A 17,682-nucleotide genomic window follows, 5' to 3' on the forward strand; every position below is an offset into this window, starting at 1 on the left:
CCATCGACCCGGTCACGGTTCCGCCCACGTCGGGTCGGGAAGCTTGGCGAGCACGGTGTCGACGGCGCGATCGAACGAGTCGCAGATGTCGCCGGCATCCAGGTCGAAGCCCGTACGCAGGCGCGCCCAGAACATCGCCGACGAGAAGTAGCGCAAGGATGCCGCGACCCGCCGCCGATCCCGCCGGTTGAGCGTCGGCGCCGCCACGTCGATCATCGCTTCGATCGCACGGGTGATGTAGGCCGGCTCGGTGTCGAGCGTCGGCGAGATCGCGGATGCCCGGGCGCTGACGTACGCGTACGCGGGCAACGCGTCGAAGGCCCGGAAGCGCTGGTGGACGGCAGCGCGAAAATCGGACACGGTCACGAACGGCGGCAGCGGGAAGCTGGTCTGCTCGATCCAGTTCGAGAGGGCGGCGAGCAGGTGGGCGCGTGTGGGGTACTGGCGGTAGATCGTGCGTTCCGAGATGCCGACCTCGTCGGCGAGGGCACGATACGAGATGTCGTCGAACATGCGCTCGCGCAGCAGCACCGCGGCGCTCGCGAGAATTGCGGTCGCGGTGTCGACCGACTCCTCCATCACGTCTCCCCCCGTCGTTGCGATGCTCTGCGGGCGGTCGCCCAGCGCGGGGGCCCGGTAACTTCCGGCGGGAGCACGTAGCGGTCGGAATCGTCGAGTGTGAGCGCCAGCGACGAGACGTACTGCACCTGGCCGTGGGGTCCTCTCTCAGCCGAGGCCAGCATATCCGGCCGCTCGAAGGTGTACCCGGTGACATGGCAGCGGAGCCGCTCGCCCGAGGGGTTGCCGTCGTCGTCGAACCGGGGGGAGTCGATGCCGTCGGAGCGGCGGCGCAGGTAGTAGCGCCCCCGCGTGGCGACGGCCATGACCGGTGTGGCGACGGCCGCGACGCCGATCGCGATGAGCACCGAGAACGGCTTGACCGCGGCGCCGAGCAGCCCGGCGAACGCGAGCAGCGACAGCACCGAGGCGAGCCCCACCGACACGAGCCCCACCGGGTTCCAGTCGTGCAGCATGCCGCGACGGAACTCGGGGTAGCGCGGCGAGATGTGCAGCAACGACTTGTTGATGGCGATATCGGTGGCAATCGTCACGAGCCACGCCATGACGACGTTCGCGTACAGGCTCAGCACGAAGGTGATGAGAGTGAAGACATCCAACATCATGAGCACGTACGCGATCACGAGGTTGAAGAGCACGAATACCGTACGACCCGGGTAGTGCTTCGCCACCCGGGTGAAGACGTTCGACCACGCGAGTGAGCCCGAGTACGCGTTCGTCACGTTGATCTTCACCTGCGCGACCACGATGAGCACGACGGCGAGGATGATCGCGAGCCAGTCGGGGACGAGGGTCTGATACATCCCGACGAACTGCTTGACCGGTTCGGCCGCGCGGTGCCCGAGATCGGGTTCGACCTTCACGAGGAGGTAGACGGCGAGGAACACCCCGATCACCTGCTTGGTGCCGCTGAAGATGATCCAGCCCGGGCCGGAGAACACGAACGACGTCCACCACGAGCGGGCGTTCGACGGCGTGCGCGGCGGCATGGCACGGAGATAGTCGATCTGTTCGGCCAGCTGCGGAGTAAGGGCGAAGCACACGGCCGCACTCGAGACGACGGCGCCGAAGCTGACCGAGCCGTCGGAGTTGCCGGTGAACGACGTGAAGGCGCGCACCGACCCGGGGTCGGAGACGAGGATCCACAGCAGCGGCAGCAGGGCGAGAGCGAGCCACAGGGGCGTGGTCCAGAACTGCAGTCGCTCCAGCGCCCGCATGCCGTAGATGACGATCGGGATCACGACGACGGTCGAGATGAGGTAGCCGAGCCACAGCGGCAGCTCCGTCGCCACCTGCAGCCCTTGCGCCATGATGGCGCCCTCCAAGGCGAAGAAGATGCAGGTGAAGCCCGCGAAGATCACGGTCGTGATCATCGATCCGTAGTAGCCGAATCCCGAGCCACGGGCGATCAGGTCGAGGTCGAGGTTGTAGCGAGCGGCATAGTAGGCGACGGGCACGCCCACGATGAGGATGATGACCGACGCGAACAGGATGCCGAGCACGGCGTTGTCCGTGCCGTGGTCGATGCCGATGCTCGCGCCGATCGAGAAGTCGGCGAGGAATGCGATGGACCCGAGGGCGGTCGCGCCGACGGAGGCCGCGCTCCAGCGCCGGAACGTGCGTGGCACATAGCGGAAGGCGTAGTCCTCGAGGCTGTCCTCCGCGGCCGCACGCGCGTTGTCCGTCGACACAGTGGCATCCCCTAAGGCACCTTCGCGTGGGGGATCCTCCCTGTCCGGTGTTACGACGGCATTTCCGGCGTGGAAGCCGGGCATGTCGGGTCAGATCGCCATGGCTGCTCGCACGGTGGAAGCGGCGGCCAGACCGCCCTCGCCGGTCTGTGCGACGAAGCCCGAGGCGAGCACGACATAGCGTTCGGCGGCCTCGAGGGCGAAGCCGATGTGCTGCTCGACGAGCAGCACGTTGATGCCCTCGTCGGCCAGCTGCATGATGGTGTGCTCGATCTCGGCGACGATTGTGGGCTGGATGCCCTCGGTCGGCTCGTCGAGGATGAGCAGCTTCGGCTCGGTGATGAGGGCGCGGGCGATCGCGAGCTGCTGGCGCTGCCCGCCTGAGAGCAGGCCCGCCTTCCGGGTGGCGAACTTCTCCAGAGCGGGGAAGCGGGCCATCTGCGCGTCGATGAGAGCCTTGCCGCGCCGGCGCCCGTCCGCGGCGAGCTGCAGATTCTCCAGCGTCGTGAGCTGGCTGAACGCCTGCTGACCCTGCGGCACGTACGCCATGCCGCGAGCAACGCGCTGGTTGGGGGCGAGCGACGCGATGTTTTCGCCGTCGAACAGCACGCGGCCCTTCGACGGCTTGATGAGGCCGATTGCGAGACGCAGCAGGGTCGTCTTGCCGGCGCCGTTGTGGCCGAGCACGGCCACCACCTTGCCGGTCGGCACTGTCACGCCGTGCAGCACCTGCGTACGTCCGTAACCGGCCTCGATGTCGGTCAGCTCGAGCATGTCAGTCCTCCTTCGGGCTCTGCGTAACGGCTGCCGGTTCGAGCACGACGGCCATGGCGGCCGTGGTGGCGGCGCCCGCGGTGCCGAGGTAGACCTCCTGCACCTTGGGATCGGCCTGAACCTCGGCCACCGTGCCCTGCGAAAGCACCTGGCCCTGGTGCAGCACTGTCACCCGGGTGGCGAAGCGGCGCATGAAGTCCATGTCGTGCTCGACCACGAGCACGATGCGCTTGGCCGCGATGCGCCGGAGAAGCTCGCCGGTCGCGGTGCGCTCGTCCTGGCTCATGCCCGCGACGGGCTCGTCGAGCAGCAGCACCTTTGCGTCCTGCACGAGCAGCATCGCGATCTCCAGCCACTGCTTCTGGCCGTGCGACAGGATGCCGGCCGGCGTGGCGAGTTCGCCGGTGAGGCCGGTCTCCTCCAGCGCATGCTTGATCGACGCGTCGACGCCACGCCGGGCCCGCAGCAGCGAGGCCGAGGAGCGGTGGCGCCCGGCGGCGATGTCGAGGTTCTGCAGCACGGTGAGCTCGTCGAAGACGCTCGCGGTCTGGAACGTGCGGCCGACCCCGAGGCGGACGATCTTGTGGACCTGCCGGCCGAGCAGCTCCGTGTCGCCCAGCCGCGCCGATCCGGTGCCCTTGGTCAGCCCCGTGATGGCGTCGATGCAGGTCGTCTTGCCGGCGCCGTTCGGGCCGATGAGGAACCGGACCTCGCCGGGGTGCGCGTCGAAGGAGACGCCGCCGACGGCGACGAAACCCGAGAACTCGACACGGAGATCCGTGACAACGAGTGCAGCGTCGGTCATGACTGAGCCCCTTTTGTCGTGCCCTTCTGGCCCTCGCCTGCAGCCTGGGCGTGCAACTCACGGAAGTGCCGCTCGGTGCAGGCGGTCACGACTGAACCTCCTTTGTCGTGCCCTTCTGGCCCTCGCCTGCAGCCTGGGCGTGCAACTCACGGAAGTGCCGCTCGGTGCAGGCGGTCACGACCTGACCTCTTCGAGCTCGGCGGCGGGGATTACCGGAGTAGGCGGCACGTCCGGCTTCCGGCGTGCCGCAGCAAATTTCGCGGGCAGCGACGACAACCCGTTCGGCAGGAAGAGGATGACGACGATGAACAGCAGACCGAGGATGTACGTCCAGCCGTCGGGCCAGGTCGAGCCGAGGCTCGACTGTCCCCATCCGACCGCCATCGCGCCGAGCGCGGGGCCGAAGAGTGACGCGCGGCCGCCGAAGGCAACGCCCGCAATCATGAGGATCGAGGCGGCGGCGCCGATCTCGGCCGGGGTGATGATGCCGACGATGGGCACGAACATCGCTCCGCCGATGCTGGCCATCAGCGCGGAGACGACGAAGGCGACGAGCTTGACGTTGGCCGGGTCGTAGCCGAGGAAACGCACCCGCTCCTCCGCGTCCCGGGTGGCGACGAGGAGCTCACCGAAGCGGCTGCGGTAGAACTGCCGCACCGCGAGCAGGCACACGATGAGCAGCGCGGCCGCGATGAGGTACACCATCAGCTTGTTCGCCGGGTCGTTCAGGACGAAGCCGAAGAAGTACTTGAAGTCGCTGAGCCCGGTGTCGCCGCCGGTCTCGCGGATCGTGGAGCTGATCAGGGTGGCCAGCGCGACGGCGAGCGCCTGCGTCAGGATCGCGAAGTAGGCGCCCTTGACCCGGCGCTTGAACAGCGCGTAGCCGAGGGCGCCGGCCACGATCACCGGGAGCAGCACGATCGCCAGCAGGGTGAACCCCGCGCTGCGGAACGGCTCCCAGAACATCGGGAGTGGCGCGAGCGGATCGTAGAGCACCATGAACCCGGGGACCCGGTCGCCGGCAGTCTCGAGTGTGAGATGTATGGCCATTGAATAGGCGCCGAGGGCGAAGAACACCCCCTGTCCCATCACCAGCATCCCGCCCCGGCCCCAGGCCAGGCCGATGCCGACGGCGGCGATGGCCCAGCAGCAGTACTTGCCGAGGTTGTTGATCCAGTGATCGGTGAGTACGAGAGGGGCGACCGCGAGGAGCAGGACGGCGAACATCCCGATGCCGCTGAGGGAGATCCATGGCTTCAGCTTGGTCATGCCAGACTCCTGGTTCGCACCGTGAACAGGCCCTGCGGGCGCAGCTGCAGGAAGACGATCACGAGGATGAAGGCGAGCACCTGCGCCAGGCTGCCGGTCGTCCAGTACGCGAAGAACGAGAGAGCGACACCCACCGCCCACGCGGCGATGACGGTGCCCTTGAGCTGGCCGATGCCGCCGGCGGCGACGACGAGGAAGGCCGGGATGACGTACTGCGCGCCCATCTGGGAGTTCGTGCCGCCGATGAGCGACGCGGCCACGCCGGCGACCCCGGCCAGACCCGACCCGACGAAGAACGTCAGGCGGTCGATGCTGCGGGTCGAGATCCCCGTGGTCTCGGCAAGGTCCCGGTTGTGCACGGTCGCCCGGATGCGGCGGCCGAACGAGGTGTACTTGAGCCAGGCCGACAGCGCGGCGACGCAGACGGTCGCGAGCAGGATGGTGAACACCTGCCGCAGCGGCCAGTTGTAGCCGAGGATGGTCAGCTGCCCGTCGAGCCAGGGCGGTTTCTCCACCGGGACGCCCTGGGACGGGAAGATCTGCAGTGCCGCCTGCTGAAGGATCAGGCCGACGCCGACCGTGACGAGCAGGGTGTCCAGGGGCCGGCGGTACATCCGGCGGATGATGGTTACCTCCAGCAGGAGGCCGAACAGTCCGGCGACGACGAACGCGACCGGCAGGGCGACCGGGATCGACAGGCCGCCGGCGGTGATGACCTGCTGGACGAGGTAGGCGGCGAAGGCGCCGATCATGAGGAACTCGCCGTGGGCCATGTTGATCACGCCCATCTGGCCGAAGGTGAGCGAGAGGCCCAGCGCGGCGAGCAGGAGCAGCGCGCCTTGGGCGCTGCCGTTCAGCAGTGGTGCGATCAATGCGTCCACGTGCGTTCGCTCTCTCTAGCGTCTCGATGGAGGGGGACGGGTCGCGTGCCATCGCTGACACGCGACCCGGGGTGATCAGCCCGCCGCGTCCGTGAGCTGCTTGCGGATGTCCGCCGGGAACCAGTCGTAGCCCTCGAGGTACGGGTCGGGCTCGATGAATTTGTCGGAGGACCAGACGATGTCGAACTGGTTGTCGGCGTTGATCCGTCCGATGTGGCCCGGCTTGGAGATGTGGTGGTTCTCGCCGTCGAGCGTGACCTTGCCCTCCGGTGCGTCGAACGTGATGGTCTTCGACTTCGCTGCCGCGTTCACCGCGTTGACCTCGAAGGACCCGGCCGCCTCGACGAGGGACTTGTACAGGTACAGCGAGATGTAGGCGGCTTCCATCGGGTCGGACGTGACGCCGCTGCTGCTGGGATAGGCCTTCCAGCTCTTGATGAACTCCGGATTGGTGTCGGTCTTGAGCGATTGGAAGTAGTTCCAGGACGCGTAGTTGCCGGTGACCTCGTGGCCCATGGCCGGCGCCTCCTCCTCGGCGATCGACACCGAGATGATCGGCGTCTTCGCGGGGGTGAGGCCGGCGTCGTAGTACGCCTTGATGAAGCCGACGTTCGACGAGCCGTTGATGGTGTTGAAGATGAAGTCCGGTTTGGCTGCGGCGATTTTCGCCACCTGGCTGGTCCAGTCGTCCTTGTCGAGGGGTACGTACTCCTCGCCGACGATCTTGATGCCGAGGCTGGCCGCATAGAGCTTGATGATCGCGTTCGCGGTACGGGGGAACACATAGTCGCTGCCCGCGAGGAACAGCGTCTTCACCCCCTTGGCGGCGAGGAAGTCCATCGCCGGGATGATCTGCTGGTTCGTGGTCGCGCCGGTGTAATAGATGTTCGGCGAGGACTCGAGGCCCTCGTACTGCACCGGGTAGAAGAAGAGGCCGTTGAACTTCTCGACGACCGGCTTCACGGCCTTGCGGGAGGACGAGGTCCAACCGCCGAAGATCGCGGCGACGCAGTCCTGGGTGAGCAGCTTCTCGGTCTTCTCCGCGAAGGTGGGCCAGTCGGTAGCGCCGTCCTCCTGGACGTACTCGATCTTCTTGCCGAGGATCCCGCCGTCGGCGTTGATCTCGTCGGCGGCCATGTGCAGCACGTTCGAGACGGTCTTCTCGGAGATCGCCATGCCGCCGGTCAGGGAGTTGAGGAAGCCCAGCTTGACGGTGTCGCCGGAGGTGTCGACGCAGCTGGCTGCCGCGGACGACCCGGCGCCGGCCGTGTCGTCGCCCGCTCGGGCGCCACAGCCGGCGAGCACGAGGGCCATGGTCGTTCCGATGGCGCCCGTGGCTACAAGCGCGCGCATCCGCTTGCTGGTGGATGACATATGTGAGAGCTCCGTTCCTGGTGGAGGGTGCGTGACGCCGGGGTCGCGGCACGGCGGACGGTGCGGAGGTAGACGTCCTGGGCGAGCCGCCGGCGTCCCGAGCTTCCCGCCCGTGCCGTCGGCTGTTGCTAGTGAGAGCAGACTGGCCCTGCGTCATTGCTCTGACATTTCTCAACTGTTCCAACTCTGTAGCCACCGACCCGGCCGAGGCGCGATATCCCTGGATACGCGCCGGAACTTTTGATCCTGCGATGTCAAAGTTCTGCCACCATTGGCGAGGCAGCGGCGCCTGTGGCACGTTTTTGACATCCCGGAGGCAGGAGTGATGCCCAGCTGGTCGAGGTGCACCGGTGGTGAGTGGGGCACAGCAAAGAGCACCGGGACTACGGACAGCGGCGTTCAGGCCGGGCCAACGGCTGACGCTCACTCTGGCCGCGAAGTCGCCGGCGGTCTCCGATCCTCTCGTCGAAATCGTCTCGCCGGGCACGGAGGCGATGGCGAAGTGACCGAACGTCGCGAGTAGGCGGAGAGGAGCTGGCATCTCCCGGTCCCGGGTTGACGACCACGACGACTCTCGATCAACACACTCGGCGACGCCGCCTGCAATGTGGCATTGCGTGAACCGCGGCTCGCTCGAGCCTGGTGCCGGGAAAGAAGGGCCTCGGCAAGGTCGTGCCAGTAGCCGGAATTCTGATCGGCGGCACCCTCAACTGGACCACTCTGGAGGGCATCGTCGACGCGCCGAGATGGCTTACCGCCGCCGGTTCCTGCTGGAGAAATATCCGCAGCTGTTGGACGAAGGAGCCGATCGAAGGCTCGGTCGTCGACGATACGGATGACGAGGGGTTCAGCGTGCTCGCCGAACTCACCGCGGAGGGTGAACCCACCCTGCGCTTGATCCCGGCGGCAACGGGGTTGAGTCCAGCTCTGGTGCCGTGAGCCGGCAGCGCAGGTGCAGGTCACGTCCCCCTGACGTGATGCAAGAGTCGGCCATCGCTGATCTTCGGGTTGATGCGCCCATCTCGGCGAGTGGTGGAAAGGCGTGGGCGACCCGACGGGGTTGCGAGTATGAGGCCCTTTTTCGAGAGTCGGTAGGGACACGGAAGCTCGCCGGCTCCAGCGCCGTGAGCGCAACGTGCCTGCGTTGCCGGCTCACGACACCGGGCGGCGAGCGCGTCCGGGCCGGGCGTACGAAGCTGGAAACCGCTAGCTGAAGAGGGCGGCCGGAATGTCGGCGTAGAAGAGGGCCGGGTCGCCGGAGAGCGAAGCCTTGACGTTGGCCGTGGGAGCGTCGGCGATTACTTCGAGCTTGCCCGCCTCCAGCCCGTCCAGGGCCTTGGTGACCACCTCGAGGGGCGGAAGTTTGGGGATGTCGTAACCCGCCATCATGTCGGTGTCGGCGATCGCCAGCGCCAGGGCCGTGACCTGGGTCTTCTGGTCGGCCAGCTCGAGCCGGATGCCGTTGGTGAGGGACCATTCCGCGGCCTTGGAGGCGGCGTAGCCGTTGCTGGAGGGGGCGAACGCGTACCAGCTCAGCGCCGAGATGACGTTGAGGATGGCGCCGCCGGCCAGGCGGGGGGCGAAGGCGCGGGTGACGTTGAGGGTGCCCCAGAAGTTGGTCTCGAACTCGCGGCGGATGTTGTCCGTGGAGGGGCCCAGCAGCGGGGCCTCGGTGGAGATGCCGGCGTTGTTGATCAGGATGTCGAGGTCACCCACCTCGGCCGCCGCGGCTTCGATGGAGGCCGGATCGGTGATGTCCAGTTGGAGCGGGACGACGCCGGGGATGTTGATGCTGTCGAGGCGGCGGGCGCTGGCATAGACGGTGGTGGCGCCGCGGGCGAGCAAAGCCTCGGCGAAGGCCTTGCCGAGACCGCGGTTGGCGCCGGTTACGAGAACTTTTGTGCCGTTGATCTGCATACCGCCACGGTAAAACCTCACGTTGACGTCAGGGGCAAGGACCTGCGAGGTGGGTCACGTGGTGGATCAAGGCCTGACGACGGGTCCGCCACTGCTACCCGGCGTGGACTATCTTGTGCCACGGCGACCACAGGCCGCGCCCGTCGCCGTCCGTGACGGGGTGGCATTGATGTGTGACAATATGCTGCGCTGTGCGCCGCGTCGGGGCCGGTAGGACCGACCCAGGGAATCCGGGGGCTTGGGTGAGCGGAATCGGAGGGCCGGCCATCACGGCCGACCGCGGCGAGGAGACCGCCGTGGGAAGCGCCAACAGGTCCGCGGCGGCGGTGGGTGTGCTGAAACGGCTGTGGGCCCGCCGCGAGTGGTATCTAGTGGTCCTCGGTGGGCTGGTGCTCGCCGTGGCGCTGACCTGGCCGACGATGCGCGACCCGCGGCACACCGTGCCGGGCGACATCGGGGATCCGGCCATGTTCGCCTGGCAGATCGCCTGGGGCGGGCATGCGTTGCTGCACAATCCGTCGCAGCTGTGGCAATCGAACACGTTCTACCCGGACGCGAACTCGCTGGCCTTCACCGACACCGTCCTCGGCTACATGCCGTTCGGCATGTTCGGGTCGGGCATGGACGACGCGGTTCTGCGCTACAACATCCTGTACGTCCTGCTGCACGCGCTCGCCTTCGTGGGGGCGTACGCGTTGACCCGCCAGCTGGGCGCACATCCGCTCGGCGCGGCGGTGGCCGGAGTCGCCTGGGCGTTCGCGCCGTGGAAGCTGGCGCATGCGGGGCACCTGAACGTCATCTCGATCGGTGGCATCGCGCTGAGCCTGGCCATGATCGCCCGGGGCCACGGCTGGTCGTTGCGGCGCGGCCATCACCCGGAAAGGCACAGCCCGTGGTGGGCGCTGGCCGGGTGGCTGGTCGCCGCCTGGCAGATCACGCTCGGGCTGGCCATCGGGCTCGTCTTCGCGTACGTCATGATCGCCATCTGTTTCGTGGTGGCCGCTTGCTATGGCTGGGCCTGGTGGCGACGGGGGCGGCCGGTCTTCGGACGGCGGCTGCTGGCGGCCGACCTGATCGGCGGGGTGTTATTCGCGGCCGCCACCGTGTACATCGGGCTCGCCTTCTCCCGCGTCGTGGAGCAGAACCCGCAGGCCGACCGGAGCCTGGCCTGGACCGAGATGTATTCACCACCCTGGATGGGCTTCTTCATCGCGCCCGAGGGGTCCTGGCGCTGGGGTGACCGGCACGCCGGGGCGCGGGCCGACCTGATGTGGCCGCCGGAGATGGCCTTGCTGCCCGGGGTGGCTCTGATCGCCCTGGCCACGGCGGGCGTGTTCCTCTCGGTCTTCCGGGTTCGGCACCGGGTCCTGCTGACCCTGGGCGTCGCCGTCGCGGTGGTGCTGGCGCTCGGCGCGAACGTGCCCTGGCACGGGGACCCGGGCTATCTGACTCTGTCGAAACACCTGCCGGGCTGGTCAGCACTGCGTACGCCCGGGCGGCTCATGCTGTGGATCTCTTTACTGATGGCGATTCTGGCCGCCGGCGCGGTCAGCGCGGTCGCCGTCCGGGCGCGGGTCTTCGCCCCCTGGCCCAAGGCCGGCGCTGACCGGTCACGGCACCTGGCCCGCGGCAAGTTCCTCGCGGTGCGGCTCGCCCTGCTGATCCCGCTGGCGCTGGTCGTCACCGAGGGGGTCAACCGGACCGAGCATCCCGAGTTGCTGCGCTATCCGGCCGCGATGAGTGCCGCGCAGGAGCCGATCCTGGTGCTGCCCAGCGGCGGCAGCCTGGAGATGTCCTTCATGTTGTGGTCCACCAACGGGTTCCCGCGCATCACCAACGGCATTGTCACGTTCGTCCCGACCGGTCAGGAACGGGTCCGTACGAGCAGCATGACCTTCCCCGATCCGGCCAGCATCGCGGCGCTGCGGGCGGACGGCATCAGGTCGGTCATCGTCCTGCCCGAATGGCTGGGCGGGACCCCGTGGGAGGCCGTGCCCGCCCGCCCGATCGACGGCCTCGGCATCACTCGCGAGGACATCAACGGCGCCATCCTCTACCGGCTCGGCTGACCGGCCGCCCCGACCGGCGGCCCCGGCGGCGTGAGGAGCGCCGCCGCGACGGTGTCGACGTACCAGCGCCGGAACCGCTCGACCGGCCAACTCCGCTGGCGCACCAGCCAGTCGTAGTTGGCTACGTCCATGGCCAGCCAGAGCACGTCGGCCGCCGTTTCGACGGTGTGCTCCGCCCGCACCTCGCCCGTCGCCATCAGGTCGGCGGCGAACATGGTCATGCCGTTGCGCCGATCGTCGATGTTCTTGCGCCGGATCGCCGCCGCCTCGGGGTCGGCGGTGGCCGCGTTGGCCAGGGCGAGCATCACCTGGGCCTGCCGGGCATGGACCTCGGCGAGGTGCCGCGCATAGCGATCGAGTTTGGCTCGCGCGCCGGGCAGAGCCCGGATCTCGGCAACGAACTCACGCTGGGGCAACGCGACGGGTTCGTCGTCGCCGGCCACCGTGACGTCGACCAGCGCCGAGAGCAGCGCCTTCTTGCTGCCGAACACCTTGTAGACCGTCTGGATCGCCACTCCGGCCTCGGCGGCGACGGCTGTCAGCGGGGTGGCCGCATATCCGGGTTCCACGAACAGCGTCGCGGCCGCGGCCAGGATGGCCTGGCGGGTCTGCTCGGCCTGCGCCTGTCGATGTGCCGACTCGTACCGCCTCTTGACAGCCACCGGACGATTGTAGTGCTCTATTGGTTAGAGTTTTACTCTACTCAAGGAGCGGCCATGTCGGTCAGCACGGAACCGCAGCAAGGTGCCCGAGTCATCCCCGTACCTCCGCCGCTGTACTACGTCGCCGGCCTGGCCGGCGGCATGGCGCTCAACCTCGCGGCCCCGCTCTCGCTCGGTGGGCGCCCCGCCACCACGATCGCCGGGGCGATCATCGCCGTGCTCGGGCTGGGGCTGACCGGCGCCGGTGCCGCCGCCGTGCTCCGGCACCGGACCACGATCGTGCCCCACCACCCGGTCACCACCTTGCTCACCGGCGGCGTCTATCGGCTGTCCCGCAATCCGATGTATACCGGTCTGGCCGTCGTCTATCTCGGACTGGCCCTGCTCTTCGGTTCCTGGTGGCCCCTGGTGCTCTTCCTGCCGGTGTTTGTTGCCGTACGTCAGCTGGTGATCCGTCCCGAAGAGCGCTATCTCACCCGTCGATTCGGCCAGTCCTACACCGACTACCAATCCCGCGTACGCCGGTGGTTCTGACCTAGGTCCGCGCCTCCAGCAGCGTGCCCAGGACAGCGATCAGCACCATCGCCGCGAGGAGGCCGCCGAGGACCCACCATGCCGCCGGGTGACCGAAATTCAAGGTCAGTCCCAGACCGGAACGACGGGGTACGAACAGTCGCGGGTCCCGGGGGTCCGAGTAGAACCAGCCCTGCCATCCGTTCATACCTTCAGTATCAGCCGCGCCCGGGGTCCGGTGCGCTACGGATTCAGGCCACCCGCTTCCCTCGTACGATGACCGCTCGTGGCCTCTCAAGCTGGCCGAGATCGAGGCGCGGGTCGGCGTCGAAGACCACCGCGTCGGCCGGGGCCCCGTCGGTCAGGCCCGCGAAACCCAGGTACGAGCGGGCTTTCCACGAGGCCGCGGCCAGCGCGTCGTGCGGTGCGACCCCGGCCGCCACCAGTGCCCGGATCTCGTCGGTGATGCGGCCGTGCGGGCGGGAGTCGGTGCCGGCCAGCACGGTCACTCCGGCCTCGACGGCGGCGGCGGTCAGGCCGGGATGGGCACCGGCGCCGTTCAGATACCAGTCCTTGCGCGGGCCGTCGGGGTCGGCCTGTTTGCGGGTGATCGCACCGGTGATCACGGACAGGGTGGGGGTCAGCGCGGTGCCCTGGGCGGCCATCCGGGACAGCAGTCCGGGGTCCAGGCACATGCCGTGCTCGATCGAGTCGACGCCGGCCTCGACGGCGACGGTTCCGCCCGCCGCGTGCTGCGAATGCACCGCGAGCCGTCCACCAGCCGCGTGCACGCGGGTGACCGCCTCGCGCAGGATCTCCACCGGGATCACGTCTTCGCCGTACCGCCAGTCGATCACCACCTTTGCCCATCCCGTACGGGCGGCCTGCGCGGCGGCGATCCCGGGCAGGTCGGCCGGGTCGGGACGGCGGCCCCAGCCCTCGAAGAACTGACCCGGCTGGGCGATCCACTCCCCCGCATGCAGGGCGCGCGGGCCGGCGTCGTCGTGGCCGAACCACTCGGGTGGCTCACCGGCCAGACCGGGCGCCCGGATCAGCGTCACCCCGGCGGCGAGATGGGCGCGCAGGTCGTCACGCAGCACTTCATCGTCCATCGGCTTGCCCAGCTCTTCCGCGCCGGGATGGGTGTGTGCGTCGACCAGACCGGGCACCAGCCAGCCCTCGGCCACCAGTTCGGCGCCGCGCACCGGGTCGGTGGTCCAGCGGTCACCGTCGGCGTACAGGTCGATCGGCTCCCCCTCGGGAAGCGCAAAACCTCTGATTCGCAGCAAAACCAGTTCCCCCGTACGTGATCAGAACGCGAAGGCCCCTAGGAAGCCGGAGCCGGTGATGTCATGTTGAAGCACCCGGGCGTCGCCACTCGGTCAGGACCCGGTCGATGGCCTCACGGATCTGCTCCCGTGCCTGGTCCCGGGGCACGCCCGCCATCAGCAGGTCGTCGTACGGGGTGTCCTCGTGCCGGATCGAGGCGATCACCGCGCGGGTCACCGCGTCGGGGTCGAGCGCCCGGCCGGCGGCGCTGCGACCCACCCGGCCGCTCCCCCGGGCGCCGGTGTGCGAGCTGATCTCGGCCGCGCGGGCCGGCGGACATCGCGGGAACAGCCCCACGATCTGCTCGGCCAGTTCGTGCTGGAACGACTCGTCGGCGACCTCGCGCCGCGCCCTGTCCCGTTCGCGGCGGCGGGCCCGGGCGTCCTCATCGGACAGGCACTGCTGCTCGGCCAGGTCGATCGCGGCCGGCTCGACCAGCAGTCCCTGACGTTCGTTGCGTTTGCGGGAACGGTTGAACCGCACCACCACCGCCGACAGCCGGCTGGCCTGCTTGGCCCGGCGGGTCAGGGCCGCGTCACCGGCCGGCAGGAACACCAGGTGATCGAGGTCGGCGCAGGTGAGGCAGATCGGCCGGCCGTCCTCCATCATCAGCATGTCCGCGTCGGTCTCGCCGCAGCCGGTGCAGGTGAACGGCCGCGAAGCCATCAGCACGACCAGGTCCGGAGGCTTGCTCTGCCGGGCGGTGATCCGTTCCTGCTGTTTCTCGGTCAGGTCGGCCGCCATCCAGTGGACGCGGTACGCCTTTTCCAGCGCCTCCGCACCGGCCGCGGTGAAGCGCAGAGGCCGCCGATCACGGGTCGCGGCCACGTATTCAACCTCGCTGGGCCGCAGCTCCCGGCTGCTCACCCACCGGTGAAAGATCTCCAGCGCGTCGGCCAGCCGATCGCCGGAAACCGCGGCCACCGCCTCCAGATGCGGCGCCCGCCCTTGACGCCAGTCCGTCACCAGCCCGGGCGGCACCCAGCCCAGCCCGGTCAGCACATCGAGCGGGCTCACATGGCGCTGACGCGCGAGCGCTTGCTCAGCGGCGGTCACCACGCGGCGCTCCAGCTTCGAGGCGGGCTGCATGAACGTGCACGCTACCCCCGACGCACCCGGCCGGTCGCGCCGCTCGATCAGCCCGGGATGAGCTGACTGCCGGACGAATAACGCTCCCACCAACTGTCACGACGGTGTTTGACCAGATCGCCGGCCAGGCGGGCGAACAAGAGAACATCGCCGTTGAAGTCGAACGTCGCGTCCTCCGCGCCGGTATCCAGGACTCGGCGGACGACGGTGAGCACGTTGGTCACCGCCCAGCGCGCATCGGCCGAATTGTCCAAGCGGAATCCGAGCCGTACGTAGGATTCAGGCTCCCATTCCCACGAGCCCTCGTCCGTTCCCAGGTCCAGATAGCCGTTCCGGCCGGCCCCAATGGTGACGTCGAAGCCGTACTTCTCCTTGTGGTCGGCACTGAGCTGGGGAGCTGTTCCGACCGGACGTTCGGCCGCCTCCGGGAACGCGCGCGCGGCGACCTGATTGACAGGGGTTTCCCCCGCGAGGGTCAGCGTGTATTCGGTTGCCATGGATGCACTTCCATCGGTTGATGAGGTGGAAGGTCGATCTGCACGATGTCACCGTCCGGCGTGATCGCTTTGACCTCCTTCAAACCGGGAACGGGCCAATCGGCGAACTGCTTTCTCAGCGCCGCCATGTCACCGCGCCAATCTTCGAGGTTCACCACCACCCGTTGCGTCTGGCCCTCCTCGACTTTCTTCTTGACCTGCGAATGTATGCCACGCACGTTCTTGCCGGGCAAGACCGGCGAGTAGCAGTCGAACACGCGTCCCTCGAGGAGATAGTCCGGGTCCTTGTTCTGATTTCCCCCATCGCCGGTGTTGTGACGCGCTTGAGCTACTTCCGCCTTCGTCGGGTTCTGCCGGATTTGGAAGCCCCGATCGGCGAGTATCACCGCGCCGGAGTTTTCCATCTCCAGTGAACGGCGGACTTCGTCGTCCTCACCTGGCTCGATACGTTTGGGCGGGCCGGTCGGAGAGCCACCGGGCTGACCTGTCCGAGCGGTGAGCAAATCGTCGGTCCGGGCTCGCGGTTGGCCGGCGCGCCCGGCGCCGCCGTCGATAATCGAGCGTCCCGCCCGCGAGACCTCATCGACAGCGCCCTGCCCGTCGCGGACGCTTCTCGGTGAATGGGCGTTGCTGTCGCCGCGGCGCCGAGGAGATGGATCGCCGTGCCCTCTGCTCTTCGGAGGCATCCGCCCGACCGCCTTCGCCGGCCCGCATCGGTTGACTTGGAGTCAGTTTATGACCGGGCGACAAAAAGCGGCATGACGGCGCCGACCTGCGTAGCGAGAGCTTCCAGAACCGGCTCGCCGCCGGCTGTGTGGGCGAGCAACGCCTGCTGGAAGAGGCCGTCGAGCATGCCGTACGCGGCCGGGGAAGAGACCGCGGGCGGGTGGCCGGAGAGGGTCGCGTAGCGGTCGATCACGCGCCAGATCATGGCCTCGAGGGTGGCGTCGATCTCGGTGATGGCCTCGCGCAGGCCGGTCTCGAACATGCTCTGGGTGCGCAGGTCGTACCAGAGGCGATGCATCGGGGCCTCTTCGCGGATGGTCTGCGCCAGCTTGGCCGCGAACGCGTCGACCAGCTGCGAGGGCGTCGTCGACTGGCTGACCACGGCGTCGTAGCGGGTCACGCAGCGGGCCTTGTAGTGGCGGATGCTGTAGATGACCAGCTCGAGCTTGTCCTGGAAGTAGTAGTGGACCACGCCGTGGCTGAACGGGGAGTTGCCGGCGATCTCGCGCAGGCTGGCCCGGGCGTAGCCCATCTCGCCGAGGGTCAGCAGCGCGGACTCGGCCAGCTCGTCGCGGCGGCGGTCGAACTTGTCGATCGGCCGGGCCTTCACAGGGCTCACGACGCCATCGTACGGCTTGACGGGTGTCCAAAGTTTTCTTGACAACTGTCAAGGACAGGCATGTGATGTAGCTCTCCTCAACGACGAGCCCCCCGGGAGCCCACATGGCACAGATTGATCTCACCGGCCGGCGCGCGCTGGTCACCGGCGGCGCGCAGGGCCTGGGCGAAGGTATGGCGCGCGCCATGGCCGCGGCGGGCGCGGCCGTCGTCGTCGCCGACCTGCAGGACGACCTCGGCCCCAAGGTCGCCGAGTCGCTGGGCGACGGACACGGGTTCGTGCACCTCGACGTGACCGACGACGACAACTGGGCGTCCGCTGTCGAGCAGACGATCGGCATCCTCGGCGGTCTCGACATCGTGGTCAACAACGCCGGCGTCGAGATCACCAGCCTGATCGTCGACCTCGACCCGGCCGCCGTCCGCAAGCAGCTCGAGGTCAACCTGCTCGGCACCGCGCTCGGCATCAAGCACGCGTTCCGGGCGATGCGCGCGCAGAAGAGCGGCGTGGTCATCAACGTGGCCTCGGTCGCGGCGACCATCGCCTTCCCCGGCATCTCGGTCTATTCGGCCACCAAGTCCGGCGTCGACCGCCTCACCCGGGTGGCCGCCATGGAGAGCGGCAAGCTGGGTTACGGCGTACGGGTCAATTGTGTTTATCCCGGTCTGGTCCCCACCGCGATGGGCGCCGGGCTGGCCAGCGACGTGGCGCGGCTCGGCTTGTTCGGCTCGCCCGAGGAGGCGGTCGGCGCGGTGGTCGAGCTGACCCCGAGCGGCCGGCTGGGCGAGGTCGCCGACATGGCCGACGCCGTGGTGTTCCTGGCGTCCGACGCGGCCCGCTTCATCAACGGCGCGGGTCTGCCGGTCGACGGTGGAATGGGGATGTGAC

The 17,682-nt window shown here is 68.4% G+C and carries 19 protein-coding genes; 4 read left to right on the forward strand and 15 right to left on the reverse strand.

The features are described from left to right. Positions 1–12 precede the first annotated feature (12 nt). The 7 genes from ACZ3I4_RS43040 to urtA form a co-directional block, all read right to left on the reverse strand. On the reverse strand, positions 13–579 hold the full coding sequence (locus ACZ3I4_RS43040) for a TetR/AcrR family transcriptional regulator (protein WP_465387923.1): 567 nt from the start codon (positions 577–579) through the stop codon (positions 13–15). Continuing rightward, entirely contained in the window at positions 579–2,270 is a 1,692-nt protein-coding gene (locus ACZ3I4_RS43045) for a purine-cytosine permease family protein (protein ID WP_465387924.1), read from the reverse strand. Before ACZ3I4_RS43045 ends, ACZ3I4_RS43040 begins: the two co-directional genes overlap by 1 nt. Positions 2,271–2,360: 90 nt before the next feature. Then, positions 2,361–3,044, reverse strand: coding sequence for an ATP-binding cassette domain-containing protein (locus tag ACZ3I4_RS43050; RefSeq protein WP_465387925.1), 684 nt, complete (start codon positions 3,042–3,044; stop codon positions 2,361–2,363). A gap of 1 nt (position 3,045) precedes the next feature. Beyond that, positions 3,046–3,849: an urea ABC transporter ATP-binding protein UrtD gene (urtD, locus tag ACZ3I4_RS43055; RefSeq protein WP_465387926.1), complete on the reverse strand. Its 804-nt coding sequence runs from the start codon at positions 3,847–3,849 to the stop codon at positions 3,046–3,048. Between the two features lie 174 nt (positions 3,850–4,023). Further along, complete coding sequence (gene urtC / locus ACZ3I4_RS43060) at positions 4,024–5,118, reverse strand: urea ABC transporter permease subunit UrtC (RefSeq protein WP_465387927.1); 1,095 nt, start codon at positions 5,116–5,118, stop codon at positions 4,024–4,026. Next, the gene (gene urtB / locus ACZ3I4_RS43065; protein ID WP_465387928.1) at positions 5,115–5,999 is read right to left on the reverse strand and encodes an urea ABC transporter permease subunit UrtB; all 885 of its coding nucleotides are present in this window, start codon (positions 5,997–5,999) and stop codon (positions 5,115–5,117) included. Before urtB ends, urtC begins: the two co-directional genes overlap by 4 nt. A gap of 75 nt (positions 6,000–6,074) precedes the next feature. After that, positions 6,075–7,373, reverse strand: a complete 1,299-nt coding sequence (gene urtA / locus ACZ3I4_RS43070; RefSeq protein ID WP_465387929.1) for an urea ABC transporter substrate-binding protein — start codon at positions 7,371–7,373, stop codon at positions 6,075–6,077. A 642-nt stretch (positions 7,374–8,015) separates the two neighbouring features. Here urtA and ACZ3I4_RS43075 point away from each other — a divergent pair. After that, positions 8,016–8,312 (forward strand): hypothetical protein, encoded by a 297-nt coding sequence (locus tag ACZ3I4_RS43075; protein WP_465387930.1) that lies wholly within the window; start codon positions 8,016–8,018, stop codon positions 8,310–8,312. A gap of 267 nt (positions 8,313–8,579) precedes the next feature. Here ACZ3I4_RS43075 and ACZ3I4_RS43080 read toward each other — a convergent pair whose 3' ends face one another. Next, entirely contained in the window at positions 8,580–9,290 is a 711-nt protein-coding gene (locus tag ACZ3I4_RS43080) for an SDR family oxidoreductase (RefSeq protein WP_465387931.1), read from the reverse strand. A 266-nt stretch (positions 9,291–9,556) separates the two neighbouring features. Between ACZ3I4_RS43080 and ACZ3I4_RS43085 the strand changes: the two genes are divergently transcribed. Beyond that, positions 9,557–11,359 (forward strand): hypothetical protein, encoded by a 1,803-nt coding sequence (locus tag ACZ3I4_RS43085; protein WP_465388046.1) that lies wholly within the window; start codon positions 9,557–9,559, stop codon positions 11,357–11,359. On the opposite strand, the gene ACZ3I4_RS43090 is transcribed toward ACZ3I4_RS43085, so the two are convergent. Next, positions 11,344–12,021 carry a TetR/AcrR family transcriptional regulator gene (locus ACZ3I4_RS43090; RefSeq protein ID WP_465387932.1) on the reverse strand — a complete coding sequence of 226 codons (678 nt, stop codon included), beginning with the start codon at positions 12,019–12,021 and terminating at the stop codon, positions 11,344–11,346. The genes ACZ3I4_RS43085 and ACZ3I4_RS43090 overlap by 16 nt on opposite strands. 54 nt (positions 12,022–12,075) lie before the next feature. On the opposite strand from ACZ3I4_RS43090, the gene ACZ3I4_RS43095 reads away from it, so the two are divergent. Next, complete coding sequence (locus tag ACZ3I4_RS43095) at positions 12,076–12,555, forward strand: methyltransferase family protein (RefSeq protein WP_465387933.1); 480 nt, start codon at positions 12,076–12,078, stop codon at positions 12,553–12,555. Between the two features lies 1 nt (position 12,556). Here the strand turns inward: ACZ3I4_RS43095 and ACZ3I4_RS43100 are convergent, their stop codons facing one another. The 6 genes from ACZ3I4_RS43100 to ACZ3I4_RS43125 form a co-directional block, all read right to left on the reverse strand. Further along, entirely contained in the window at positions 12,557–12,742 is a 186-nt protein-coding gene (locus ACZ3I4_RS43100) for a DUF5808 domain-containing protein (RefSeq protein ID WP_465387934.1), read from the reverse strand. Positions 12,743–12,785: 43 nt separating this feature from the next. Continuing rightward, positions 12,786–13,823, reverse strand: coding sequence for an amidohydrolase family protein (locus tag ACZ3I4_RS43105; RefSeq protein ID WP_465387935.1), 1,038 nt, complete (start codon positions 13,821–13,823; stop codon positions 12,786–12,788). A gap of 61 nt (positions 13,824–13,884) precedes the next feature. Further along, positions 13,885–14,952, reverse strand: coding sequence for a DUF2293 domain-containing protein (locus ACZ3I4_RS43110; RefSeq protein ID WP_465387936.1), 1,068 nt, complete (start codon positions 14,950–14,952; stop codon positions 13,885–13,887). A gap of 47 nt (positions 14,953–14,999) precedes the next feature. Beyond that, positions 15,000–15,449, reverse strand: coding sequence for a SitI3 family protein (locus ACZ3I4_RS43115; protein WP_465387937.1), 450 nt, complete (start codon positions 15,447–15,449; stop codon positions 15,000–15,002). Next, a complete protein-coding gene (locus ACZ3I4_RS43120; protein ID WP_465388047.1) occupies positions 15,428–15,853 on the reverse strand; it encodes a CdiA C-terminal domain-containing protein in 426 nt (141 codons plus the stop codon). Before ACZ3I4_RS43120 ends, ACZ3I4_RS43115 begins: the two co-directional genes overlap by 22 nt. A gap of 329 nt (positions 15,854–16,182) precedes the next feature. After that, on the reverse strand, positions 16,183–16,794 hold the full coding sequence (locus ACZ3I4_RS43125) for a TetR/AcrR family transcriptional regulator (RefSeq protein WP_465387938.1): 612 nt from the start codon (positions 16,792–16,794) through the stop codon (positions 16,183–16,185). A 104-nt stretch (positions 16,795–16,898) separates the two neighbouring features. On the opposite strand from ACZ3I4_RS43125, the gene ACZ3I4_RS43130 reads away from it, so the two are divergent. Continuing rightward, on the forward strand, positions 16,899–17,681 hold the full coding sequence (locus tag ACZ3I4_RS43130) for an SDR family NAD(P)-dependent oxidoreductase (protein WP_465387939.1): 783 nt from the start codon (positions 16,899–16,901) through the stop codon (positions 17,679–17,681). Position 17,682: the final 1 nt, after the last annotated feature.

This window comes from Actinoplanes sp. NPDC021490, from assembly GCF_055562135.1.

Coding starts and splice junctions, on each gene's coding strand:
- ACZ3I4_RS43100 (WP_465387934.1), bottom strand. CDS start 12,742: ATGAACGGATGGCAGGGCTGGTTCTACTCGGACCCCCGGGACCCGCGA.
- urtA (WP_465387929.1), bottom strand. CDS start 7,373: ATGTCATCCACCAGCAAGCGGATGCGCGCGCTTGTAGCCACGGGCGCC.
- ACZ3I4_RS43115 (WP_465387937.1), bottom strand. CDS start 15,449: ATGGCAACCGAATACACGCTGACCCTCGCGGGGGAAACCCCTGTCAAT.
- ACZ3I4_RS43110 (WP_465387936.1), bottom strand. CDS start 14,952: ATGCAGCCCGCCTCGAAGCTGGAGCGCCGCGTGGTGACCGCCGCTGAG.
- ACZ3I4_RS43120 (WP_465388047.1), bottom strand. CDS start 15,853: ATGGAAAACTCCGGCGCGGTGATACTCGCCGATCGGGGCTTCCAAATC.
- ACZ3I4_RS43050 (WP_465387925.1), bottom strand. CDS start 3,044: ATGCTCGAGCTGACCGACATCGAGGCCGGTTACGGACGTACGCAGGTG.
- ACZ3I4_RS43130 (WP_465387939.1), top strand. CDS start 16,899: ATGGCACAGATTGATCTCACCGGCCGGCGCGCGCTGGTCACCGGCGGC.
- urtD (WP_465387926.1), bottom strand. CDS start 3,849: ATGACCGACGCTGCACTCGTTGTCACGGATCTCCGTGTCGAGTTCTCG.
- ACZ3I4_RS43095 (WP_465387933.1), top strand. CDS start 12,076: ATGTCGGTCAGCACGGAACCGCAGCAAGGTGCCCGAGTCATCCCCGTA.
- ACZ3I4_RS43040 (WP_465387923.1), bottom strand. CDS start 579: ATGGAGGAGTCGGTCGACACCGCGACCGCAATTCTCGCGAGCGCCGCG.
- ACZ3I4_RS43080 (WP_465387931.1), bottom strand. CDS start 9,290: ATGCAGATCAACGGCACAAAAGTTCTCGTAACCGGCGCCAACCGCGGT.
- urtC (WP_465387927.1), bottom strand. CDS start 5,118: ATGACCAAGCTGAAGCCATGGATCTCCCTCAGCGGCATCGGGATGTTC.